This is a genomic window from Nocardioides sp. Bht2, assembly GCF_047308515.1.
In the GTDB taxonomy this organism is placed as follows: domain Bacteria; phylum Actinomycetota; class Actinomycetes; order Propionibacteriales; family Nocardioidaceae; genus Nocardioides.
This window is the reverse complement of record NZ_JBLBWI010000002.1, coordinates 237,715-259,684: the sequence shown is the minus strand read 5'-3', so window position 1 is coordinate 259,684 and position 21,970 is coordinate 237,715. Positions and strand designations below refer to the sequence as shown.

The window sequence follows — 21,970 nt, the reverse complement described above, 5'->3', positions numbered from 1 at the left end:
CGCTCCCTTCCCCGCGGCAGCTCGATGTCTGAGATCGCCTATCGCGAGATCGCCCGCGCCGAGTCGCCACGCGGCGAGGTCGTCCTCCGTGAACGTCGTACGGAGGGCGCCTCGACCGTGGTGGAGCTTCGGGTGAACGGAGTCTTCGTGATGGACACCGTCGAGACCACGAGTGAGCGCGCCCTGGCAACGGTCGCGCTCGCTCAGGTCACCGACCCCGCACACGTCCTGGTCGGCGGCCTCGGTCTCGGCTTCACGCTGCGTGAGGTTCTCGACGATCAACGCGTCCAGAAGGTGACCTGCGTGGAGCTCGAGGAGAGCTTGGTGGGCTGGATGCGCGACGGCACCCTGGCCCACGGCCCGGCGATCCTCGCTGATCAACGCGTGGAGCTGGTCACCGCCGACGTCGCCCAGGTACTCACCGAGGCCGGCGCCGACACGTTCGACCTGGTCCTGCTCGACGTCGACAACGGTCCCGACTATCTGGTCCATGACACCAACGGATCGCTCTACCAGACGCCGCTGCTCGCACTCGCCGCCCGCGCCACCCGACAGGTACTCGTGGTCTGGTCGGCCGCGGAGTCCAACGCCCTGCACCAGGCGATGACCGAGGCCACCGGCAACTGCACCGCGCACTCCTACGACATCACGCTCAACGAACGCGCGGAAACGTACTGGCTCTATGTGAGCCGCACCGGCCGCTGACCGCGGCCCCTCAGGGGTGGGTCATCGAGGCGACGTCCAACGCCTCGTCGAGCTGCTCGACGGTCAGTTCTCCACGTTCGACGAACCCGAGCGCGAGGACGGTCTCGCGGATGGTGTGGCCCTGGGCCAGGGCCTGCTTGGCGACCTTCGCCGCCGCCTCATAGCCGATGTATCGGTTGAGCGGGGTGACCACCGACGGCGAGGACTCCGCGTAGCGCCGCATCCGATCGACGTCGGCGGTGATGCCGTCCACACAGCGAGTGGCCAACAGCGTCGACGACGTCGACAGGATCCGGATCGACTCCAGCAGGTTGCGGGCCATCATCGGCATCATCACGTTGAGCTCGAAGTTGCCCGCCGCACCGCCCATGGCGAGCGCGGCATCGTTGCCGATCACCTGGGCACAGACCATCAGCGTCGCCTCCGGCAGGACAGGGTTGACCTTGCCCGGCATGATGCTGGAACCGGGCTGAAGGTCCGGCAGATGGATCTCCGCGAGTCCGGTCGTCGGGCCACTCGACATCCAGCGCAGGTCGTTGCAGATCTTGGTCAGCCCGACCGCAATCGTCCGCAGCACCCCACTGAGCTCGACCAGCGAGTCACGGGTGCCCTGGGCCTCGAAGTGGTTCCGAGCCTCGGTGAAGGTCACCGACCCCCGCGCTGAGAGCTCCTCGATCACCGCTGCGGCGAACCCGGGCGGGGTGTTGATCCCGGTGCCGACCGCCGTCCCGCCCAGGGGCAGCTCCGCGACGCGGGGCAGGACCGCGTCCAACCGCTCCAAGCCGTAGCGGACCGTGGCCGCCCAACCACCGAACTCCTGCCCCAGCATCACCGGCGTGGCGTCCATCAAGTGAGTACGCCCGGACTTCACCACCTCCGAGAACTCCTCTGCCTTCGCCTCCAGCGAGGTCGCCAGGACCCGCAGGCCGGGCTGGAGATCCTCGATCACCGCCAGCGTCGCCGCCACGTGAATCGCGGTCGGGAAGGTGTCGTTGCTCGACTGACTGGCGTTGACATGGTCGTTCGGGTGCACCTCCACGCCAGCAGCCTGGGTCAGCGAGGCGAGCACCTCATTCATGTTCATGTTCGAACTGGTCCCCGAGCCGGTCTGGAAGACGTCGATCGGGAACTGGTCGCCGTGCTCGCCGGCGGCGATCACCGCCGCCGCCTTCTCGATCGCCGCTCCCTTCTCGGCTTCAATCACGCCGAGGTCGGTGTTCACCTTGGCCGCTGCACCCTTGACCAGGGCCATCGCCCGGATCAGCCGCGGCTCCAAGGTGGTACCGCTGATCGGAAAGTTCTCGATCGCACGTTGGGTCTGGGCCCGCCACAGGGCCGCCGCCGGGACCTGCACCTCACCCATGGAGTCATGTTCGATCCGGTACTCGCTCATGCTCCGAGGCTATGCCGTCGACCAAGTGGAACGAGCACCACCAGGACCGTCCCTTCCCCTGCTGCGTAGGGTGCTGGGTATGGATGACATCCATACTCTGCACACGCAGTACGCGACCGAGGATCGTCTGGAGATCCGGCGGGCCGTCTGGCAGCCGGGCCCGGAGGGCAACCCGTCTACCGCGGCGCTCGACGCCATCCTCCGTTCGGGGGCTGCCGACGTCCTCGAACTCGGCTGCGGAACCGGTGCCTTCGCGGCCCGGCTCGCCGCCGTCGGCTCGATGCGCGTGACGGCGACCGACGCGTCGGCGCGGATGGTCCAGGTGACTCGCGACCGCGGCCTCGAGGCCCAGGTGGTGGATGCCCAGGCGCTCCCCTTCGCCGACGACTCGTTCGACGCCGTCGCCGCGCTCTGGATGCTGTACCACGTACCGGATCGTCAGCAGGCGCTCGCCGAGATCCGACGGGTGCTCCGCCCGGGCGGGGTCTTCGCGGCGATCACCGTCGGCACCGACCATCTGGCCGACCTCCGCACCGAGGCGGGCGGACGCCCATGGGAGCCCGCCTTCTCCAGCGAGAACGGGCCGGAGCAGTTGGCCCCGCACTTCGCCGACGTCACCGCGGAGCATTTCCATACCCGGGCCTACTTCGAGAACCGGGACGCCGCCCTGGAGTACCTGCACACGATGCCGGACGACATCGCGTGGGACCTGCCGGAGTTCGCCGAACCGCGCGGCTTCGGCGGCCACGTCACCCTCTTCACCTGCCGCTGAGACGGCAAGAGCCGCCTGCTGACCTGGTCAGGAGGCGGCTCGTTGCGGTGGATCAGTACCAGCCGCGGGCCTGGCTGTGGCCCCACGCGCTGCACGGCGATCCATAGCGGTCCTCGATGTAGCCGAGGCCCCAGCGGATCTGGGTCACCGGGTTGGTCGCCCAGTCGGCGCCGGCGGATGCCATCTTGGAGCCGGGCAACGCCTGCGGGATGCCGTAGGCACTCGACGTCGGGTTGTCGGCGTTGACGCGCCAGTTCGACTCGCGGGTCCACAGCGAGTCCAAGCAACCGAACTGCCCGGCGTCGAAGCCGAACTCGGCGAGGAGAACCTTGGCGACCTCTTTCGGGTCGGCGTCGGAGTGGTCCTCGGTGCGGGTGATGGCGTTGCCCTTGGGCTGGGCGCTGAGCAGCGCTGCCTCGGTGGCTGCCGGCACCTGGTCGCGGCGGTCCGAGCGGGAGACCTGCTCGGTACGGCGCTCGGCGATCGCCGCAGCGTCGGGAGCCTCACCCGTGCTGGCTGCCACGCCCGCGGACAGGTTGGCCGAGACGTTGTCGAAGTTGCCCGATGCGGGGCTGTCGCCCGCCACACCTGCAGCAACAGCGGTGCCGGTTGCGGCAACCGCGATGGTGGAGAAGACCAGGGTGTTGCGCACGACCCGCTTGGGCGCGCTGGCAACGGGAGCCCGGTGCGTGGGCACGTACTTCTTGTGTTTGGACACAGGCCGTCTCAGGGTCTCGACTACAGGGGCGACCCCTCGACTCGACGTCCCCACAGCCGCGAGCGGTCCTCCGACACCCTGCCCCACGATCCAAGCCCAGGCAAACCGAACCGCCCAATCTGTGGAACCTCATTCATCACATTGGTCACAACCATCACAGTGACCTCACTCACCACAGCGACCGCGGCGAGATGTCCTGTTTGGGTGGCGCCTGGATGTGAGGCAGAGCGCGTCGGACCGGCGTTACATCGTCACGTGCTCCAGCATCTCGGTGACCAAAGCAGCGATCGGCGACCGCTCCGAGCGGGTCAGGGTGACATGGGCGAAGAGCGGGTGCCCCTTCAACTTCTCGACCACCGCGACCACCCCGTCATGGCGCCCGACCCGCAGGTTGTCGCGCTGCGCGACGTCGTGGGTCAACACCACCTTGGAGTTCGCACCGATCCGCGAGAGCACCGTCAGCAGCACGTTCCGCTCCAGTGACTGCGCCTCGTCGACGATCACGAAGGCGTCATGGAGCGAACGGCCTCGGATGTGGGTCAGCGGCATCACCTCGAGCATGCCCCGGTCGATGATCTCGTCGATCACGTCCTGGCTCGTCACGGCGCCCAAGGTGTCGAAGACCGCCTGCGCCCACGGCGACATCTTCTCGCTCTCCGAACCCGGCAGGTAGCCGAGCTCCTGACCGCCCACCGCGAAGAGCGGACGGAAGATGACCACCTTCTTGTGTGCCCGGCGCTCCATCACCGCCTCCAGGCCCGCGCAGAGCGCCAACGCCGACTTGCCGGTCCCGGCCCGGCCGCCGAGCGAGACGATGCCGACCTCCGGGTCGAGCAGCATCTCGAGGGCGATCCGCTGCTCGGCGGAGCGGCCGTGGAGGCCGAACGCCTCGCGGTCGCCGCGGACCAGGTGGACCTGCTTGTCCGGCCCGACCCGACCCAACGCGGTGCCCCGATCCGACAGCAGGACCAGACCGGTGTGGCACGGCAGGTCCCGGGCCTGGTCCAGGATCGCGACCCCGTCCTCGTAGAGCTCGTCGACGTCCGCCGCGGCCACCTCGATCTCGGCCATCCCGGTCCAGCCAGCGTCGGACTCGTGGATCGACTCCGCGCGGTACTCCTCGGCGTCGAGGCCGACGGCTGACGCCTTGATCCGCAGCGGGAGGTCCTTGGAGACCAGCGTGACGTCGGCGCCCTCGTCGGCGAGGTTGCGAGCGACCGCGAGGATCCGGGTGTCGTTGTCGCCGAGGCGGAATCCGCTGGGCAGGGCGTCGGGGTTCGTGTGGTTCAGCTCGACGCGCAGGCTGCCGCCGGCGTCACCGATCTCGATCGGTTGGTCGAGCCGCCCGTGCAGCACCCGCAGCTCGTCGAGCATCCGCAGCGCCGACCGGGCGAAGTACCCCAGCTCGGGGTGGTGCCGTTTGCCTTCGAGTTCGGTGATCACCACGACCGGGAGCACCACCTCATGCTCGTCGAACCGGCGGATCGCGCCCGGGTCGGCCAGCAGGACGCTGGTGTCGAGGACGTAAGTGCGGACCGATGCCTTCTTGGAACGCTTCGCAGCCACGGGGTACCCCTCACAAGCCAGCGAGCACTCCGCGCCGGCCCTAGCTCACACAGATGGACCGGGACGGCACCCGAAGACCGGAGTGCCGGCCTCCTCGCCGAGCCCGCACGGCAGCCACCGCACGGTCTCCACTCGGGTCGTGAATGCTCACGATCGGGCCTCCTGGTATCCGCCGGCTTCCCCACCGGCTGACGCCTCGAAAGTACGCCGCCACGCCGCCCGGATTCGGCGACACGCCACAACGCCAGGTTGCGAATCCATGAACTCTCCCCAGCCCTCCGCCCCGATAGTCCCTGACGTTTCGCCCCTCTCATCGGCGTGTCGAGGGGCCAAACGTTCGGCAGCGTTCGCGCAACGGCAAGAAGCTGCGGTTTAGAGCTCGGCGAATTCGCGGGTTCGCGTGCCGCTACTCCTGGACCGCCTTGGCCAAGGTGATGGCTCTGGTGAGTTGGGTCTTCTCCGCCGGGTTCATCGACCGACCCGCACTGACGGCGTCCTGGTAGGTCCAGTGGGCGTTCAGGACGCTGCGCACGATCACCCAGTCACGCGCGCGCTCCTCGTCCATGCCGGCGGTGTCGATCAGGGCATGGAACCGCAGCCGGACGTCGTCGCGCACCGAACCACCCGCGCCGTACTCGTCGAAGCGGTTGCGCAGCATCGGCTCCAGTTCGTAGGCCGGGTCGCCGTTGGCCGGCTTCGGGTCGATCGCGAGCCAACGCTCGACGCCGTCGCGGGAGTCGAGCAGCACGTTGGCGTAGTGCAGGTCGCCGTGGATCACGCTCCGGTCGGGCGCAGCCGTGAGGTCACGCGCCAAGGTGAGCGCCTGATCGACCATCCGGCGTGGCACCGGCACGCTGCGGGCATCAGCGCGCAACGCCTCGGCCCACCGTCGGACCCGCGCGCGCTGCGAAGGAAGCTGCGGCATCACGGGCACGTGCAGCACCGGGTAGAGCCCGGCGACGATCTCGCAGGCCTGCTGGTCCCAGTAGTCGGTCAGGTCGGTCCTGGACAACCGTTCCAGCAGCAGTGCCCGCCGTCCGGGATCGGCACGGAGCAACCTGACGGCGCCGCGTCCCTGCCAGCGCTGTAGCGCGACCGCCTCGGGCTCCGACTCCTCGTCGGGCAGGGCGACCTTGAGTACCGCAGCCTGGCCCGACGCCGTCCGAACCGGGATCGCCACCGAGCAGTAGCCGTGCCAGACCGGCCCCTGGGCCCGGAGCTCCCACTCGCCGATCAGCTCATCGACCAGCCGCGGTAGGCCGTCGAGCCAGTCCGCCCAGGGGTCGCCGAGGCCCGCCCGACCCATCAACTCGGCTGGGATCCGCACCTGGTGACCTCCTCCACGAAGTCGCAAGTTCGCGTCGTTGCGGCGACGCTGCCGAACGGAAAGCCCCTAGTTGAGGCGGTTTCGGGGGCTTTTCGTCAGGGACTATCTTCCGGTGAGCGGAGCGGGTCAGGTGCCGTAGCGGCGTTCCCGCTGGGCGTAGGCGCGGAGCGCGCGGAGGAAGTCGACCCGGCGGAAGTCGGGCCACAGCGCCTCGCAGAAGTAGAACTCACTGCGCGCGCTCTGCCAGAGCAGGAAACCGCCGAGGCGCTGCTCCCCCGACGTGCGGATCACCAGATCCGGGTCGGGCTGGCCCTTGGTGTAGAGGTGGTCGTTGATCAGCTCGACCGACATGGTGCGGGCGAGTTCCTCGAGGGAGGTTCCGGCCCGGTCGGCCTCGGTCAGGATCGACCGGACGGCGTCCGCGATCTCCTGGCGTCCGCCGTAGCCGACGGCGATGTTGACCAGCATCCCCTCGACGTCGCGGGTCGCCTCCTCCGCCTCTTTGAGGCGGGCGGCCGTCCGCTGCGGGAGCAGGTCGAGAGCACCCACCGGATGCAGGCGCCAGCGGCGCTGGTCGGCCAGCGAGAGCACGGCCTCCTCGATGATTCCGAGCAGCGGCTCCAGCTCGGCGGCGGGCCGCGACAGGTTGTCGGTGGAGAGCAGCCACAAGGTGACCACCTCGATCCCGACGTCCTCACTCCAGCCGAGCAGCGGCTCGATGTTCGCCGCTCCCGCCCGGTGACCGTGCGCTGTGTCGGCGCCTACTGCTTTCGCCCAACGCCGGTTGCCGTCCAGCATCACCCCGATGTGTTTGGGGAGACCGTCGGTCGGCAGCGTCCGCAGCATCCGCGCCTCGTACGCCGGGTAGAGCGTGCGCCGCACCGCTTCCTTCCAATTCGCCACAACTCGATGGTAGCCGGGCGCCGACGACGTGATGTGGGCCGCAACGATGCCGCAGGCAACCTACGGTCGGGTAAGTTAGCGCCATGAACGACATGATCCGCACCCGAGTCGACGCTGTCCGCGACGGTTTCGAAGGTCTTGTCGACCACGTCGAAGACGCGATCGCCGAGATCAAGCCCAAGCTGCGCGGCTGGCTGCACCTGGCCTCCGCCCCGCTGATCCTGGCTGCCGGGATCGTGCTGATCGTGCTCTCCCCCACCACGACGACGAAGATCGGTTCGACCGTCTTCACCATCTCGGCGTTGGTGCTCTTCACCGTCTCGGCGGTCTACCACCGCGGCACCTGGTCACCCCGCACCTGGGCGTTCCTACGCCGCTTCGACCACGCGAACATCTTCGTGCTGATCGCCGGCTCCTACACGCCGTTCGCACTGCTCTTCCTGCACGGCGCGGCCCAGGCGACCCTGCTCACCGTGGTCTGGGTCGCTGCGCTCGGTGGAGTCTTCTTCCGGGTCTTCTGGACCGACGCCCCACGCTGGCTCTACACGCCGATGTACATCGCACTCGGCTGGGCCGCGGTCTTCTTCATCCCGCAGTTCATCGACGGCGCCGGCCGCTACCAGGCCGGGATCGCCATCGCCGCACTGGTGCTGGTCGCCGTCGGCGGCGTGCTCTACACCCTGGGCGGCGTCGTCTACGGCCTGAAGCGGCCGAACCCGTGGCCGCAGTACTTCGGCTTCCACGAGGTGTTCCACTCCTTCACGGTTGTCGCCTTCATCACCCACTACGTCGGCGTCTCGCTGGCGACGTACTCGTTGCGCTGAGCGCGCGCATCCAGCCTCCTTCCTGACGGTTCGGCGCGTGCGCCTGACGGTTCGGCGCGTACACCTGACGGTTCGGGCCGTGCGCCTGACGTTTCGGCGGGACTGACGCGTGGGAACCTTCTCCGCACCCTCGACAGTCTGAAGAGTGTTGAGGGCACTGTGAAGGAGACCAGGTGGAGTTCAGCGAGTATGTGGCGAACCGGAGAGCGCGGCTGGTGCGCTCGGCGGTCCTCCTCGGCTGCTCGGAGGCCGACGCCGAGGACGTCGTCCAGACAGCGCTCTCCCGGGCGCTGCGCGCGTGGCGCAAGGTCCAGCGCGCCGACTCACCCGACGCCTACATGCAGCGGATCCTGCTGAACACCCTTCGCGATGCCAAGCGACGCCGCTGGTCCGGCGAGGTCCCCACCGAGACGCTCCCCGATTCGATCGTCGACGACGGCACTCAACGCCATGCCGAGGGTTTCGCCGTCCGCCAAGCCCTCGCCGCGATGAGCCCTGAACACCGCGAGGTACTGGTGCTCCGCTTCTACGCCGACCTCACCGAACGCGATACCGCGCTCGCCCTCGGCGTCGCCCCCGGCACCGTGAAGAGCCGAACGTCACGTGCGTTGCGTGCTCTCGCCGCCGACCTCGACACCACCAGGAGTCAGCGATGATCCACGAAGACGAAGCCCGCCGCCTGATGCACGCAGCAGCCGAGACGATCGAGATCGACGCTGCTACGGTCCATCCCGAACGAGCGTCCCGTCGAACGCCGTGGCTTGCTGCGGCCGCCGCCCTGGTGGTGATCGGCGCAGGGGCCGGGGTTGCCTGGCAGCTCGGCGGCGACGACGGCTCGAGGGCAGGACGGCCCGCATCCAGCCCGTCGAACACCCCGAGTGCACGCAATGAGTTACCCGCGGGCAGCGTTCCGTCACTCTTCGGCATGCCTACCGACGACGCCACTGAGCTGCTCCGAACCGAGGGTCTCACCGAGCAGATCACCGAGAAGTACAGCTGCCTCTACCCCGCCGGCCGGGTGATCGAGAGCAACCCCAGCGTCGGGATCGTGCCGACGGGGCCGGTCAATCTCACCGTCTCCAGGGGCCCCGGGCCGGCGATGGACTGCGCGATACTCCCTTCGGACTATGAATGGTCCCTCCTTGATCTTGCCGAGGGGCGCGACGCGACGTTGAAGTTCGACGCAGAGGTGTCGGTCGTCGTCGACGGCGGCAGGGCGTCCACGCTGACCCGCAAGCAGGCGCTCGACCCGGCCACCTGGGCGTCAGGCAACGGGCTGGGCATCGTAGGCGCCGCTCTCCGCTCGGTGCGCGCTCCCGAGCGGGAGGGCGACGCTTGGCTGGTCCCTGAACTTTCACTACGGATCGGCCTCCCGCCGTTGACGGAGTGTGGGGTCACCCGACCGGGGACCGCAGCCGACCTTGAGGTCACCACGCTCGCCGTGAACCTCCCCGGCGAGGCCTGCGGCGCTGCGGTCGACGTCCTCCGCACCTCTGACGGACGCTGGGGCCAGGGCGAGATCGTGGCGCTCTTCGTGCGTAGTCCGCGGCCCACCGTGGTCGAGACCGCGCCGGTCCCCGACGTCCGCGGCCTCAGCAAGGACGCCGCCCAGGAGGCGGTGATCGCGGCCGGCTTCGCGGTACAGGACTCCACCGAGATGCGCTGCGAACCTCGCGTCGGCGCCGCCAGTCAGCAGCCCAAGGCCGGCAGGTCCCAGGCGATCGGCGGCGTCGTCAGCGTCACCTTCGAAGAAGAGCCTCGCGGTGCCAACTGCGCCGGCCTGACCAAGGCTGCGACCGACCTACTCGCCTGGGCCCGCGGCGGGTCAGCGCCAGCCTTCGCCGACGAAGTCGTCCTGATGCGCGGATACGCGGAGTCGGCGACTCTGAGCGGCACCGAGGCTGCGGACCGGAACAACTGGCGGACCTGTGCGCCGGCCCTCTCGTTCTGCCCCACCGCGCTCGACGCATTGGCCGACACCGACGGCAAGATCCAGCGCCGCTGGGACACCGACAACGTGCCCGAGCTCGACGACGGCCACTTCTTGATGGACTGCACCGCCGACCTGGGCGGCCTTCCCGATGGCTTCTACGACGCCACCCGGATCCACCTCTACCCGCCGTCGTCACTGCCCTGCAACCAGCAGTGGGACGTCACCGTCTGGGTCGACAAGGCCGGCGCCATCACCGGCGTCGACTATGCGCCGCCGCAGTAGTCGCCCCTCAGCCAGGCGCGGGGGTGATGGTCAGCGGGCCCGCAGCTCCTCGCGGGTCCGGACCACCCGCACCGCACCGCCGTCGCCGGGCACGGGGTCGGGGACCACGCCGTCCGGATCGAGGAAGAGCACCTCGCGGCCATCCAGGGAGAGTCTGCGGACCACCTCCAGCAGCATCACCCGCCCCACCCGATCCACAGACTGCAGGCGTTCGATGTCGAAGATCACCCGATCGGTCCTCTCGGTCGACTCCACCACCGCCCGGACCACCACCTCTGCGGTGGTGAAACCCAACGACCCTTGGAGTTGGAAGACGATCGCGGTGCTGTGACCGTCGTCGAAGGTGCGGACCTTGCGGAGCACCGAACGACTCGGCGCCGGCACGTCCATCAGGTGCAGCCCCATGTCCTCCGACATCCGGCCGAACAGATGGACGCCACGCACGCTGTTGCCGTGCACGTCGAGCCTCGGCGAGAAGGTAGCCACCCCCACCTGTCCCGGCAGCGCCCCGATCAGCCCGCCCGCGACACCGCTCTTGGCGGGGATCCCCACCGTGGTCACCCAGTCCCCGGCCGCGTCGTACATCCCGCAGGTCGTCATCACGCTGAGCACCTGGCGCGCCACCCGCGGCGAGATGACCTGGCGTCCGGTCACCGGCTGTCGACCGCCGTTCGCCAACGTCGCGGCCATCACCGCCAGGTCTCGCGTCGTGACCAGCAGTGAGCACTGCCGGGTGTAGCCCTCGACGACGGCGGTCGGCTCCTCGTCGAGGATCTGGTAGCTGCGGAGCATGTGCGCAAGCGCCAGGTTGCGGTGTGCCGTCTCCAGCTCCGAGGCGCAGACGGCCTCATCGACGCGCAGCGGGCGGCCGGCGAACTCAGAGAGACCGGCGACCACCCGTTCCATCCGCTCGGCGGCGCCCCACCCCGCCATGCCGGCGAGCGCATGGGTGGCGATCGCCCCGGCGTTGATCATCGGGTTGCGCGGGCGCCCGGTGCCGGGCTCCAGCGACAGCTCGTTGAAGGCGTCCCCGCTCGGCTCGACGCCGACCTTGGCCAGGACGCCGTCCAGCCCCCGGTCTGCGAGCGCCAGCGCATAGACGAACGGCTTCGAGATCGACTGGATGCTGAACTCGACGTCGGCGTCACCGGCCGCATAGACGACCCCATCGACCGTGGAGAGCGCCACTCCGAACCGGTCCGGATCAGCCTTCGCCAACTCCGGGATGTAGTCGGCGACGGCGCCCTCCACCGCATGAGCACTATCGCCGAGCACCTCGGCCAGGTAGTCCGGGATCGGGGACTTCATCGGCTTCTCCTCGAATCGCAGCCAGGTCCCGTCCACCGTAGTGGTGCGTGGGTCAGCCCTCGGTGGGTTTGCGCGCCCACCGTGCGAGGACGAAGACGCCTTCGCTCTCGGCGGTGACGCCGTCCTCGGTGCTCAGCGTGCACTTGACGATGAACTTGGTGGGCGTGCGCGACTCGACCCAGGCCTTGGCCACGACCGGGCCCAGCCGGGTCGGTTGCAGGTAGCGGACGGTGAGCGTGCCGGTGAAGGTCGGGCCGTTGCCCATCACGTGGGCGGCTCGACCGCTGGCATGGTCGAGGACCAACGCGACCCAGCCACCGTGCAGGCAGCCGGGCGGACCTTCGTAGGCGGCACCGAAATCGGCCTCGTAGCGGACGCCTTCCGCGACGGGGATCTCGCGCAGCGGCGGGGCGACGGCGTTCTTCAGGCCGGTGGCGGCGTTGCCCCAGTTCCAGGCGAGGCCGTCGTCATTGAGGTGCATCCCGAAGGATCCCGTGTCCGCCTTGGCGCCCAGCAACTCCCGTGCGGCACGGATGTGTTCGCGGGCCGCGGTGATCTCGTCTGCTTCGACCTCGCTGAGGATCGCGGTGTCGACCAAGTCGCGGAGCTCGTCGCCGAGCGGTCCCCACAACGCGGCCCGCTCAGCGAGTTCGTCAGCGGTCACCGACTCGTTGACGCGTTTGTGCCAAACAGGACGCTGCTCGCTGCTCACCTTGGTCTCCGGCCTACTCGGGTCTCGTCCATCACGAGGAACAAGGGTCACTTTCGCCTGTCCGCACTTCGGGTCGCGCACCGGGTCTCGCTGGCCGGACGGGTTGTCAGCACACAGCGGCTCGACCCACGGCTTGAATTACGCGAACTATCGGCGTACGTTAACGATATATCGCGAAGTGGTCGCGATACTCAGACTCGAAAGAGAGCACCCCATGAACAACTTCTCAGAGTTCAACGAATTCACCGGCCCCCGACGTCGTCGCGGCCCCGGACGCGGCCCTGGCCCCCACCCGGGAGACGCCCACCGCGGCGGCCCCGGCGAACACGGGGAACACGGCCACGGCGGACGCCGAGGTCGTGGCCCCGGACACGACGCCGGTTTCGACTTCGGCGCAGGCTTCGGCGGCGCCTTCGGACCGGTCGGCCCACCGCCCTGGCTCTCCGAGCTGTTCGGCGCCCCGCGGCCGCGTGGCCGCGGTCGCGGCGGACGGCCGGGCCCCAAGGTCCGACGCGGCGACGTCCGCGCCGCGATCCTCGATGTCCTGCGCAGCTCCGAGCAACCGATCAACGGGTATCAGGTGATCGGCCAGATAGCCGAACGGAGCGGGGACGCCTGGCGCCCCAGCCCGGGCTCGGTCTACCCGACCATCCAACAACTGCAGGACGAAGGCCTGATCGACCTCGACGAAGGCGCCGGACGGCGCGCCCTCCGGCTGACGGAGGAAGGTGTTGCCTGGTGCGCCGAGCACGAGGCCGAACTGGCCGCCGTCTGGGCACCCTTCGACGCCGAGCCCGAGCAGCCGGCCGACGAGTTCGCCAGCGCCAAAGCCCAAGTGGGCCAGGTGATCTCCGCCGTCTGGCAGATCGCAGCAACCGGTTCCGCCGCCCAGCGGCATGCCGCCGTCGAGGTGCTCAGCGACGCACGCCGTCGCCTCTACGGCATCCTCGCCGACGGCGATGAGGCAACCCAGCAGGACTGAACACAGGAACGGGCCACGCCGACCGGCGTGGCCCGTTCTGCTGTTCCCGGCAGACTGGACTCAGACGGGATAGAGCGGAAGCGCCTTACGGGGTTGGAAGACGAAGCTCGCCCCGGTGCTGATCCGGGTCACCGCCACCTCGTCGAACTCCTTCGCCCCCTCGCCCCGCGTCACCTGCACGGCGAACGAGTCAGCCATCCCCGTGATCGTGACATCGAAGCTCGCGTCGAGCGCTCGGACCGCAGCTTGAAGCGGCCGCAGTTCCTCGGGCCCACAGAGGGAGATCCACGCTCCGTCGAGGTGCGCCGGGCCGGGCCGCACCTCGAGCCGGTCCCCTGCCCCTGAGGCGGTGACATAGGCGGCCGGGTTGAAGATCGGATGCAGCAGCAACAGCTCGACGGCGCCGTCGGGCGTCCGCGGAACGTCGACCGCACGCATGATCCGCTCCGAGGCGATGCCGGCGATGCCGATCAACGTGCGCAGTGCCAGCCGCTCGGCATCGGCAGGCGCATCGGGCAGCCGCTTGGCGACCGCCATCCGGAACCCGTTGAAGAGCAGGTGCATCTGCAGGCAGACCTCGTCGGCGATCCGGACCAACGCCGAGTGCGAGAACTCCGCGAAGTCGAGGTCCGCCAACAGCGGGCCCGCATAGTCATGACGCCCCTCGCCCTCACCTGCGATCGGAGCGAGCTCCACCAACGCAGCTTGGGATTCGGCGTTGCGTAGACACTCCGCAGTCGCCTCTACCGGCGGATGGCCCGGGTCGATGATCACCGTCCAGGCACAGTGCGGCGAGCGGTCGCTCGGCACCCGCGGCGGCCGATGGATGGGCCGCACCTGGGCATGCGGGTTGGTGGCTACGGCCGTCGCATCGAAGGTCGGGTCCTCGATGTCGTGGCACATCGCGCGGACGTACTCGGCGCCCATCGGCTCCACGTCCATCAATGCACCACAGTGGTCGAGGTGGAACGCGCCATGGTTCGGATCGTCAACGGTGTAACGGAAATCCATGAACTGGGGCGGTGCGCCGATGTCGAGCTGCAGGCCCTTGAAGATGGTGACCACGTCGTCACCGGCGTAACCGAGCGCGCGCTGCATCCGTCGGGTGTAGATCGGCGAGGCGGCCGCCCACTCGTCGATGGCGACCTGCGCCATCTCGTCGCGTCCGAATGCGCCGATGCACCAGGCCATCCCGGACCGGTCGATGAGTTGCCCGATCAACAGCAACTCGGGGACCAGGCGCGCCAGTTCGTCACGGCTCAGGGCTGCATAGCGAGATCGCTCTTCCACATTTCCCATAGTGACCCCTATGATAATTGCAAGTCAACGCCCCGTCTTGAGATCGGATCGCCTTATGCGTAACGGCCTTGTGCTCTTCACCAGCGACCGCGGCATCACCCCTGCCCGGGCCGCCAAGGCCGGAGAGGACGCCGGTTTCGACACCTTCTACGTCCCCGAGCACACCCACATCCCGATCAAGCGCGACGCCGCGCACCCCGGGACCGGCGACGAGACACTGCCCGACGACCGGTACCTGCGCACCCTCGACCCGTGGGTATCGCTGGCGACCGCAGCCGCCGTCACCGAGCGGATCAGGCTCTCGACCGCCGTCTCGCTCCCGGTCGAGAGCGACCCGATCACCCTCGCCAAATCGGTGGCCACCCTCGACCACCTTTCGGGCGGCCGGGTGACGATCGGCGCCGGCTTCGGTTGGAACACCGACGAACTGGCCGACCACCATGTCCCCGCCGGCAAGCGGCGAACCGTGCTGCGCGAATACCTGGAGGCGATGCGCGCGCTGTGGACCCAGGAAGAGGCCAGCTACGCCGGCGAGTTCGTGAACTTCGGCGCTTCCTGGGCCTGGCCCAAACCGGTCCAGGACCATCTGCCCGTGGTGATCGGCGCAGGCGCAGGCCCGAAGACCTTCGCCTGGATCGCCGCCAACGCAGACGGCTGGATGACCACCCCGATCGAGACCGAGATCGCCGAACGCTGCCGACACCTGCACCGAGCCTGGGCCGACGCCGGACGCGCGGGCGCACCGCAGATCCACGTGCTGATCACCATGCGCCCCTCCCCCGACGACCTTGCGGCCTGGGCCGACGCCGGCGTCACCGACCTGATCTGGGGCATCCCCGACAAGAGCGCCGACGAGGCGGCCGGCGCGATCGGCCGGCTGGGCGAGCGATTGAAGCTCTAACCGATCGCTGGCCGTAGAATCGCGGCGTGACGCTCAGCGCGAAAGGGACCCGACTCAACCGTCGAGGTCTGGAGACCCGTCGCCACCTCCTCAAGGTCGCGCTCTCCGTCCTGGCACAGGGCGGCCCCGAGGCCGTCAGTGCCAACCTGATCGCACGCGAAGCAGGTGTCACCTGGGGAACCGTGCAACACCAGTTCGGCGACGCCGACGGCCTGTGGGCCGGCGTCCTGGAGTACGTGGCGGAACACCGCGGCCCGGTCTTCGAGACCGTCACCGAGAGCTCCGACGTCGCCGGCCGGGTCTCCGCCGTGGTCGCCGCGATGTGGGCCTCCCTCGACCTGCCCGGGCAGAAGGCGCTCTACAACCTGCGCAAGGCTCTGCCCCGTGAGCGTGGGGAGTTGGAGAGCCAGTACCCGAAGACCGCTGCTGCGATCGCCAACTGGGACGGCGAATGGACCGCGATGTGCGAGGCCGCCTTCGAGGGGCTCGACGTCGACCGTGACCGCCTGGCCCGGGTCCGCGCGCTGCTGCCCGGCGCGATTCGCGGCGTCCGCGAGGAGCAGTACTTCAGCTCCTACGCGGACACCGACGCCGCCAAGCAGGGCTTGGTCGACGCGCTCTCGCTCTACCTGGCGTAGCCCGGCGCTGGATGCGGCGCGACCGGTCAGTTGCCGCACCTTCGGGGGCTGTTACTGCCCCTTCAGTGGCTATTTGTGCGCCTTCGGGGCTATTGGTTCACCCTCGAGGGTCAGGCGCGACGGGCGTCGGGGCGGCAGACCCGGCACAGGGTGAGCGCATCGGTGCGCGCGCCGAGCGGCACCAGGTCGGAGCGGTGTGCGATCAGTTGGCAGTCCCGGCGGTGCACCGTGTCACCCTCGCCGACCGTCACCTGCAGCGCGCCGAGGTCCTCCCCTTGGGGGTCGAGCGCGGCCGCCCGCGACGTGACGTCGGCCAGAACCAGCAGCGTGTCGGCCAAACGCTTGGCGGACTCGCGCTGGTCGGCAGCGATCCGTGCCAACCAGGCACCGAAGTAGAGGAACCCACCGACGAAGGTGAGGCCGAGACCGAAAAGACCGCCGGAGACCAGGTACGACAACTGCTCGTGCTGGTACGGCGTATTGGCTGCGCCGTACCAACCGAAGGCGATCACCACCAGGCCCAGCGGCAGCAGGATCGCACCGGCCCAGAAGAGGACCATCTGCAGCAGTTGGTAGTGGTTGTTCATCAAGGGAGCGACACCGGAGCGGTCGCGGGTCCCGGCGCGGGGCAGGCTCGTCGTGGTCATGTCACACCTTTCGAAGATCGGGAAGGCCGCTGTCGAGGCCGTGAGTGCAGGCGCCACCGGCACCTAGTGCCAGGAGGCCGGCCCGTCTGAACCAGCTACCGATCGCTGCGGCGATCGCCATGCCGCCCAGCAGCAGACCGCCCGAGATCGAGAAGAGCTTCGGCAACCCCGCCGCGACCGGCTGCACCGGCGGTAGGTCACCGGCCGCCGTGGTCGGTGTGTCGACGCTCGGCGCATCGGGGGCGGCGGGTGCGTCGGGGAGACTTCCCGTGCCATCCTCGCTCGCCGGAGTACCGGCGCCGTCGTCGCTCCCCGGGTCGGTGGCCGGTGGAGTCCCAGCGCCATCGTCGGTGCCGGGCATCGAGACCGGCGGGACCGTCTCCAGGTTGGCGCGGGCCTCTCCCAGGGTCAGCACGATCCGCGGTGCCAGGCTGCCGAGACCGGCAACCAGGCTCTTGGCCATCCCGGCCTCGGCCGGCATCAGCTCGGCGAGCTGGGCCAGCGGCAACGCCGAGAGCAGCGGCGACAGGATGTCCGTCTTGATCTCGATCACCAGGCCACGGCTCACCGAGACGGTCGTATTGCCCTCACTACGACGTTCCGGCTTCGGCACCGTGAACGTCACGCCGAGCTGTTCCAAGGCGGCAGCAGGGTTGTCGGAGAGGAACGGGATCGCCTGGGTCTTGCCCATCGCGACCACACCGTCGGGGCCGATACCGAACTCCTGGCCCGCGATGGTCATCCCGCCGTAGCTCGCCTTACCGCCGGCCTGGCCGGTACTGCCATCGCTGGAGGCGGTCGCCACCGAGCTGACCCCTTCCAGCTTGATCAGTCCACCGAGCAGGCTGACGTCACCCAACCGCGACTTCGAGGTGACCTGCACCTTCCCGTCGACGAGCGCGGTCTTCGAGGTCGACACGTAGCCGTTGAAGTCGATCAGGGTGGAGAGTCCGGCGGGCATCCCGGGCACGCCGGACTCCTGCTTCGCCGCCCCCGTCAACTGGCCGAGCCCCAAGGTCTGCAACAGGTTCCCGGCCAGCCCCGAGGAGGCCGGCACCTCCTCGACGTCGCTGTCGGGCGAGAACCCGGTCGAGCCGGTCGCCAGCTCACCGTCGGCGCTGGCCCTCATCACCATTCCCGGGAACGGCTCGTCCTTCTGGGACTGGGAATCGGAGGGGTAGACGGCGTTGACCTGTACCGGGTAACCGCCCGCGAAGAGCTGCGGGGGCAGCCCCAGTTGCTCCCCGAAGGTCTTGAGCCCCTCGCCCACCGGGTCACCGGGCCAGAACCAGCTGGCCCGGCTCGAGCTACTGCCCGAGTCGGCCTTCGCCTTGCTGTAGGCCATCATGAACTCCAGCTGCGGGCTGGACGGGATCGGCAGCGAGGGCTCGAAGACCTCGACATGCACCGGCGTCGCCCACGCCGTCGAGGAGTAACCACCGAACGTGGGCGCCGCTGGCGTCTCCTCGTCGGCTGCCGCGCTCCACGGGAGGGCCGCGCCCACCAGGAGGGTCGCGCCGACCACTGCTATCCGTCTCATGCCGCTCCCCCGAGGATCACATCGGTCATCGTGCTCATCACTTCGGCCGGTTCGCCGGTGGCCACCACGCGTCCTCCCGACATCACCGCCGCATAGTCCGCGACCCGCAGTGCGGTGCGGGCGAACTGCTCGATGCAGACGATGGTCACGCCGCTGGCGGCGATCATCCGCACCGTGTCGTAGAGCTCCTCGACGATCAAGGGCGCCAGCCCCATCGACAGTTCATCGAGCAGCAGCAGTGCCGGGTCGGAGGCCAGCGCCCGCGCCATCGCAAGCATCTGCTGCTCGCCACCGGACATGGTGCCGGCGAGTTGGTGACGCCGTTCGTGCAGTCGCGGAAAGTAGTCGAAGGCGGTCTGCTTGATCAGCGACGCCGACACCCCGGCATACGACATCAGCAGCAGGTTCTCCTCGACCGTCAGGTTGGGGAAGACCGAACGCCCTTCGGGGATCGTGCAGAGACCGACCCTGGCCAGTGCATCGGGCGAGGAGCCCTTCACGTGGACGCCGCCGAGGTGCAGATCCCCCGACGTCGGCGCCTTCTGCCCGCTGATCACCTTCACCAGCGTCGACTTGCCGGCACCGTTCGGCCCGAGGAGCGCCATCACCGCACCCTTCGGCACACTCAGGTTGACCCCGCGCAGCACTTCGATCCGGCCATAGGCCGCATGGAGGTCGATCACCTCCAGCATCGGCACGCTCATCAGCTCACCCCCACCGCAGGAAGCACCGTGGTGGCGTCGAAGGCGGCCAGGTCGGTGCGGGTGTCCTGCTCGTCGCTCTGACCGAGGTAGGCCCGCTGGACCCGCTCGTCGCTACGCACCTCGGCGGGCGAGCCGGAGCAGATGATCTCGCCGAAGTCGAGCACGTGGATGTCGTCGCAGACGGTCATCACCAGGTCCATGTCGTGCTCCACCATCAGGATCGCCCGGCCTTCGCCGGCCAGCGCCAGCAGCAGTTCACCGAAGGCGTCGGTCTCGTGCTCGTCGAGTCCCGACGACGGTTCGTCGAGCAACAGGAGCCGCGGATCGCCCGCCAGGCAACGCGCCAGCTCCAACAGCCGGGCGGTTCCGGTCGGGATCGCGTCGGCGCGCTCACCCGCGTAGTCGGCGATGCCTACCCGCTCCAACAATCGGTCCGCCTCGGCGCTCTGGCTCCGCCAGACTCCCCGCAGGCCACCCGCGATGTCGAGCGCCACCCGGACGTTGTCGTGCACCGTCAACGAGCCGAACGCCTCCAGCCGTTGGAAGGTTCGCGCCATCCCCCGGTGCGAGCGACGGTGGACCGGCATCCTGGTCACGTTGCGGCCGTCGAACCGGACGGTTCCCTGAGTCGGCCGCTGCAGCCCGGTGATCACGTTGAAGCAGGTGGTCTTACCAGCACCGTTCGGCCCGATCAGTCCGGTGATCCGTCGTTCTTCGGCGGTGAAGGTGGCGTTGTTGACGGCGGTCACTCCACCGAACCGCACCACCACGTCCTCGACCTCAAGCAGGGGCATGGTTGGTCTCCTCGTCGGGCTCACTGGGGGTGCGGGCGGCCGGGACCGCGAACGTGCTCTCCGGCGCCGCGACGGCATCGTCGTCGTCAGCTTCGGCGGCGTCCTCGATCGAACCGCCGCCAGCAGGGACTGCGTCGAGCGACGGCGCCCAGATCGGGATCCGCTCCCGCACCCAGGGCTCGCCACGTTCACGCGCCAGCCGACCGAGCCGGAAGAGCTGGTTGGCGAGTCCGTTCGGGTCCCGGCCGAGCGCCACGGCACCGAAGCCGAGGACGACGAAGAAGAGACCGGCCAGCTCCGGGTTATTTGCCTGGAGCTCGGGCAGCAGCATCAGTCCGACCCCGCCCAGGCAGGCGCCGGTCACCGAGGTGACGCCGAAGACGACCGCAAGGAGCAGCAGCGGCAGACTGTTGAAGAACTGGAAGTCGGCGGCGCCGATGGTGCCGCGGAGCCCGGCGAAGAGACCGCCGGCCAGGCCGGCGATGCCAGCGGACGCGGCGAAGAGCGCCACCCGGAACCAGCGTTGGTCGAGGCCCAGTGTGCCGCAGGCCGAGGGGCTGTCCCGCAGGGCGATCAGCAACCGGCCGACCACCCCGCGGCGCAGCGCCAGGACCGCCAGCGCACAGAGCACCAGGAAACAGACCATCACCAGGACGTAGCCGCTGCTCGACTCGATCTTGACGCCGAGGATCGAGAGCCGCTCAGCGGTGAGCGCGCCGTTGAATCCGAAGGCCCACTCCTCCTGGAAGATCATCTTGTCCATCAGCACGCCGAAGGCGAGCGTGGCAAGAGCCAGGTAGAGGCCCGTCAGCCGCAGCACCGGCAACGCCACCAGCGCACCGACCCCCGCCGCGATCAACGCGGTGAGCAACAGGCCGTAGAGGTTCGGCTCGTCCAACTTCGAGTAGGACAGGGCACCGACCCCGGCGAAGGTGAGCTGGGCGAGTGAGACGTGGCCGCCGTAGCCGGTCAACAGGACCAGCGAGAGCATCACCATCGCGAAGGTGGCCGCCGTGCCGACCAGGAGCAGGTTCGCCTCGGACATCCCGATCGTGATCACCATGACGAAGACCAGCAGCCCCACGCCGCAGAGCGCGGCTCGACGCAGCGTCGGCACCGGCGCCGAGACGGTGCCCTTGACCTGACCGATCCGCAGCTGCGCCTGGGGCAGCACGATCAGCAGTACGAAGAGGAAGAGGGCCGGGATCACCGGACGGATACCGGCGATGAAGCCGTCCGTCGGCAGGTACCCGACCGCGAGGCTCTCCAGGATGCCCAACGCCATCGCGCCTGCGAAGGTCAGCGGCAGGCTCTTGAGCTTGCCGAGCATCGCGGCGGCGTAGGCGTTGATCACCAACAGGGTGAGCGCGTAGTAGTCGAGGCCCACCACCGGAGCGAGCAGGATGCCGCCCAGCGCGGCCAACGACATGCCGATCGCCCAGGCCAACTGCGCGACCCGGTCCGGCTGTCCACCGAAGAGCTGAAGCAGCTCGGGATTGTCGACAGCCGCGCGCATCGCGGTACCGACCCGGGTCCGGTTGAGCAGTACGTAGAGCGCCAGCGCCACCAGAACCGAGCAGACGATGGTGATCAGCTGGTGGGCGGTGATGAAGGTATCGCCCACCTGGTAGCCGGATTCGGGACGGAACGGCAGCAGGATCCGCGACTCGGGCGGCCACAGGTACTGCGCGACGCCGATCAGCCCGACCAGAAGACCGACGGTCACCACCAGCGAGACGCTGACCGGTGCCGAGCCGAGGTTCCGGGTCACGAACCGCTGGATGAACCAGCCGATAGCCGGGGCCACCACGCCGAGGACCAGGACCAGCGCCAACCAGGTGGGCATCCCCTGGCGTACCGAGAAGTCCCAGAAGGTGAAGGCGAGCACCATCCCGAACGCACCGTGCGCGATGTTGAAGACGCGGGTGGTGGCGTAGGTCAGGACCAGACCGCTGGCCGCGATCGCATAGGCCGCGCCGGTGAAGACACCCAGCACGACGAAGGCGAAGAAGCCGCTCACCG

21 protein-coding genes are annotated in these 21,970 nt (G+C 69.0%); 8 read left to right on the top strand and 13 right to left on the bottom strand.

Annotated elements, in window-relative coordinates:
- Positions 1-24: 24 nt before the first annotated feature.
- Entirely contained in the window at positions 25-705 is a 681-nt protein-coding gene (locus ACLM5J_RS06430) for a hypothetical protein (RefSeq protein WP_413655243.1), read from the top strand.
- 10 nt (positions 706-715) lie between these two features.
- Here the strand turns inward: ACLM5J_RS06430 and ACLM5J_RS06425 are convergent, their stop codons facing one another.
- Positions 716-2,098 (bottom strand): class II fumarate hydratase, encoded by a 1,383-nt coding sequence (locus tag ACLM5J_RS06425; protein ID WP_413655242.1) that lies wholly within the window; start codon positions 2,096-2,098, stop codon positions 716-718.
- A gap of 79 nt (positions 2,099-2,177) precedes the next feature.
- Between ACLM5J_RS06425 and ACLM5J_RS06420 the strand changes: the two genes are divergently transcribed.
- Positions 2,178-2,870, top strand: a complete 693-nt coding sequence (locus ACLM5J_RS06420; RefSeq protein WP_413655241.1) for a class I SAM-dependent methyltransferase — start codon at positions 2,178-2,180, stop codon at positions 2,868-2,870.
- 52 nt (positions 2,871-2,922) lie between these two features.
- Here the strand turns inward: ACLM5J_RS06420 and ACLM5J_RS06415 are convergent, their stop codons facing one another.
- From ACLM5J_RS06415 to ACLM5J_RS06400, 4 genes are all read right to left on the bottom strand, one after another.
- Positions 2,923-3,588, bottom strand: a complete 666-nt coding sequence (locus ACLM5J_RS06415) for a lytic transglycosylase domain-containing protein (RefSeq protein ID WP_413655240.1) — start codon at positions 3,586-3,588, stop codon at positions 2,923-2,925.
- Positions 3,589-3,831: 243 nt separating this feature from the next.
- Positions 3,832-5,154: a PhoH family protein gene (locus ACLM5J_RS06410; RefSeq protein WP_413655239.1), complete on the bottom strand. Its 1,323-nt coding sequence runs from the start codon at positions 5,152-5,154 to the stop codon at positions 3,832-3,834.
- A 406-nt stretch (positions 5,155-5,560) separates the two neighbouring features.
- Positions 5,561-6,481 carry an aminoglycoside phosphotransferase family protein gene (locus ACLM5J_RS06405; protein ID WP_413655238.1) on the bottom strand — a complete coding sequence of 307 codons (921 nt, stop codon included), beginning with the start codon at positions 6,479-6,481 and terminating at the stop codon, positions 5,561-5,563.
- Positions 6,482-6,607: 126 nt separating this feature from the next.
- The gene (locus ACLM5J_RS06400; RefSeq protein WP_413655237.1) at positions 6,608-7,384 is read right to left on the bottom strand and encodes an isoprenyl transferase; all 777 of its coding nucleotides are present in this window, start codon (positions 7,382-7,384) and stop codon (positions 6,608-6,610) included.
- An 83-nt stretch (positions 7,385-7,467) separates the two neighbouring features.
- On the opposite strand from ACLM5J_RS06400, the gene trhA reads away from it, so the two are divergent.
- The 3 genes from trhA to ACLM5J_RS06385 all read left to right on the top strand — a co-directional run bounded on the left by trhA (position 7,468) and on the right by ACLM5J_RS06385 (position 10,423).
- Complete coding sequence (gene trhA, locus ACLM5J_RS06395; RefSeq protein WP_413655236.1) at positions 7,468-8,208, top strand: PAQR family membrane homeostasis protein TrhA; 741 nt, start codon at positions 7,468-7,470, stop codon at positions 8,206-8,208.
- Between the two features lie 173 nt (positions 8,209-8,381).
- Complete coding sequence (locus ACLM5J_RS06390; RefSeq protein WP_413655235.1) at positions 8,382-8,864, top strand: SigE family RNA polymerase sigma factor; 483 nt, start codon at positions 8,382-8,384, stop codon at positions 8,862-8,864.
- Positions 8,861-10,423 carry a PASTA domain-containing protein gene (locus tag ACLM5J_RS06385; protein ID WP_413655234.1) on the top strand — a complete coding sequence of 521 codons (1,563 nt, stop codon included), beginning with the start codon at positions 8,861-8,863 and terminating at the stop codon, positions 10,421-10,423. Before ACLM5J_RS06390 ends, ACLM5J_RS06385 begins: the two co-directional genes overlap by 4 nt.
- A 30-nt stretch (positions 10,424-10,453) precedes the next feature.
- Here ACLM5J_RS06385 and ACLM5J_RS06380 read toward each other — a convergent pair whose 3' ends face one another.
- Positions 10,454-11,731, bottom strand: a complete 1,278-nt coding sequence (locus ACLM5J_RS06380; protein WP_413655233.1) for a glutaminase — start codon at positions 11,729-11,731, stop codon at positions 10,454-10,456.
- Between the two features lie 52 nt (positions 11,732-11,783).
- A complete protein-coding gene (locus ACLM5J_RS06375) occupies positions 11,784-12,443 on the bottom strand; it encodes a PaaI family thioesterase (RefSeq protein ID WP_413655232.1) in 660 nt (219 codons plus the stop codon).
- Between the two features lie 214 nt (positions 12,444-12,657).
- On the opposite strand from ACLM5J_RS06375, the gene ACLM5J_RS06370 reads away from it, so the two are divergent.
- On the top strand, positions 12,658-13,425 hold the full coding sequence (locus ACLM5J_RS06370) for a PadR family transcriptional regulator (RefSeq protein ID WP_413655231.1): 768 nt from the start codon (positions 12,658-12,660) through the stop codon (positions 13,423-13,425).
- 60 nt (positions 13,426-13,485) lie between these two features.
- Here ACLM5J_RS06370 and ACLM5J_RS06365 read toward each other — a convergent pair whose 3' ends face one another.
- Positions 13,486-14,724 carry a hypothetical protein gene (locus tag ACLM5J_RS06365; RefSeq protein WP_413655230.1) on the bottom strand — a complete coding sequence of 413 codons (1,239 nt, stop codon included), beginning with the start codon at positions 14,722-14,724 and terminating at the stop codon, positions 13,486-13,488.
- Between the two features lie 55 nt (positions 14,725-14,779).
- Here ACLM5J_RS06365 and ACLM5J_RS06360 point away from each other — a divergent pair, with 55 nt between their 5' ends.
- Positions 14,780-15,625, top strand: a complete 846-nt coding sequence (locus tag ACLM5J_RS06360; RefSeq protein ID WP_413655229.1) for an LLM class F420-dependent oxidoreductase — start codon at positions 14,780-14,782, stop codon at positions 15,623-15,625.
- Between the two features lie 26 nt (positions 15,626-15,651).
- Complete coding sequence (locus ACLM5J_RS06355) at positions 15,652-16,263, top strand: TetR/AcrR family transcriptional regulator (RefSeq protein WP_413655228.1); 612 nt, start codon at positions 15,652-15,654, stop codon at positions 16,261-16,263.
- A gap of 110 nt (positions 16,264-16,373) precedes the next feature.
- Here the strand turns inward: ACLM5J_RS06355 and ACLM5J_RS06350 are convergent, their stop codons facing one another.
- Genes ACLM5J_RS06350 through ACLM5J_RS06330 form a run of 5 tightly spaced genes read right to left on the bottom strand, consistent with a single transcriptional unit; the run spans position 16,374 to position 21,968 of the window.
- The gene (locus ACLM5J_RS06350) at positions 16,374-16,910 is read right to left on the bottom strand and encodes a hypothetical protein (protein WP_413655227.1); all 537 of its coding nucleotides are present in this window, start codon (positions 16,908-16,910) and stop codon (positions 16,374-16,376) included.
- Position 16,911: 1 nt separating this feature from the next.
- The gene (locus tag ACLM5J_RS06345) at positions 16,912-18,450 is read right to left on the bottom strand and encodes a choice-of-anchor P family protein (protein ID WP_413655226.1); all 1,539 of its coding nucleotides are present in this window, start codon (positions 18,448-18,450) and stop codon (positions 16,912-16,914) included.
- Positions 18,447-19,154 carry an ABC transporter ATP-binding protein gene (locus tag ACLM5J_RS06340; RefSeq protein ID WP_413655225.1) on the bottom strand — a complete coding sequence of 236 codons (708 nt, stop codon included), beginning with the start codon at positions 19,152-19,154 and terminating at the stop codon, positions 18,447-18,449. The genes ACLM5J_RS06345 and ACLM5J_RS06340 overlap by 4 nt, the downstream gene beginning before the upstream one ends.
- Positions 19,154-19,948, bottom strand: coding sequence for an ABC transporter ATP-binding protein (locus ACLM5J_RS06335; protein ID WP_413655224.1), 795 nt, complete (start codon positions 19,946-19,948; stop codon positions 19,154-19,156). The genes ACLM5J_RS06340 and ACLM5J_RS06335 overlap by 1 nt, the downstream gene beginning before the upstream one ends.
- Positions 19,935-21,968 carry an ABC transporter permease gene (locus tag ACLM5J_RS06330; RefSeq protein WP_413655223.1) on the bottom strand — a complete coding sequence of 678 codons (2,034 nt, stop codon included), beginning with the start codon at positions 21,966-21,968 and terminating at the stop codon, positions 19,935-19,937. The genes ACLM5J_RS06335 and ACLM5J_RS06330 overlap by 14 nt, the downstream gene beginning before the upstream one ends.
- Between the last annotated feature and the right edge of the window lie 2 nt (positions 21,969-21,970).

Bases quoted from the DNA above. Each gene is read 5' to 3' on its own strand.
- ACLM5J_RS06385 (WP_413655234.1), top strand. From the start codon at position 8,861: ATGATCCACGAAGACGAAGCCCGCCGCCTGATGCACGCAGCAGCCGAG.
- ACLM5J_RS06380 (WP_413655233.1), bottom strand. From the start codon at position 11,731: ATGAAGTCCCCGATCCCGGACTACCTGGCCGAGGTGCTCGGCGATAGT.
- ACLM5J_RS06425 (WP_413655242.1), bottom strand. From the start codon at position 2,098: ATGAGCGAGTACCGGATCGAACATGACTCCATGGGTGAGGTGCAGGTC.
- ACLM5J_RS06340 (WP_413655225.1), bottom strand. From the start codon at position 19,154: ATGAGCGTGCCGATGCTGGAGGTGATCGACCTCCATGCGGCCTATGGC.
- ACLM5J_RS06335 (WP_413655224.1), bottom strand. From the start codon at position 19,948: ATGCCCCTGCTTGAGGTCGAGGACGTGGTGGTGCGGTTCGGTGGAGTG.
- ACLM5J_RS06430 (WP_413655243.1), top strand. From the start codon at position 25: ATGTCTGAGATCGCCTATCGCGAGATCGCCCGCGCCGAGTCGCCACGC.
- ACLM5J_RS06345 (WP_413655226.1), bottom strand. From the start codon at position 18,450: ATGAGACGGATAGCAGTGGTCGGCGCGACCCTCCTGGTGGGCGCGGCC.
- ACLM5J_RS06350 (WP_413655227.1), bottom strand. From the start codon at position 16,910: ATGACCACGACGAGCCTGCCCCGCGCCGGGACCCGCGACCGCTCCGGT.
- ACLM5J_RS06360 (WP_413655229.1), top strand. From the start codon at position 14,780: ATGCGTAACGGCCTTGTGCTCTTCACCAGCGACCGCGGCATCACCCCT.
- ACLM5J_RS06420 (WP_413655241.1), top strand. From the start codon at position 2,178: ATGGATGACATCCATACTCTGCACACGCAGTACGCGACCGAGGATCGT.
- trhA (WP_413655236.1), top strand. From the start codon at position 7,468: ATGAACGACATGATCCGCACCCGAGTCGACGCTGTCCGCGACGGTTTC.
- ACLM5J_RS06365 (WP_413655230.1), bottom strand. From the start codon at position 14,724: ATGGGAAATGTGGAAGAGCGATCTCGCTATGCAGCCCTGAGCCGTGAC.
- ACLM5J_RS06370 (WP_413655231.1), top strand. From the start codon at position 12,658: ATGAACAACTTCTCAGAGTTCAACGAATTCACCGGCCCCCGACGTCGT.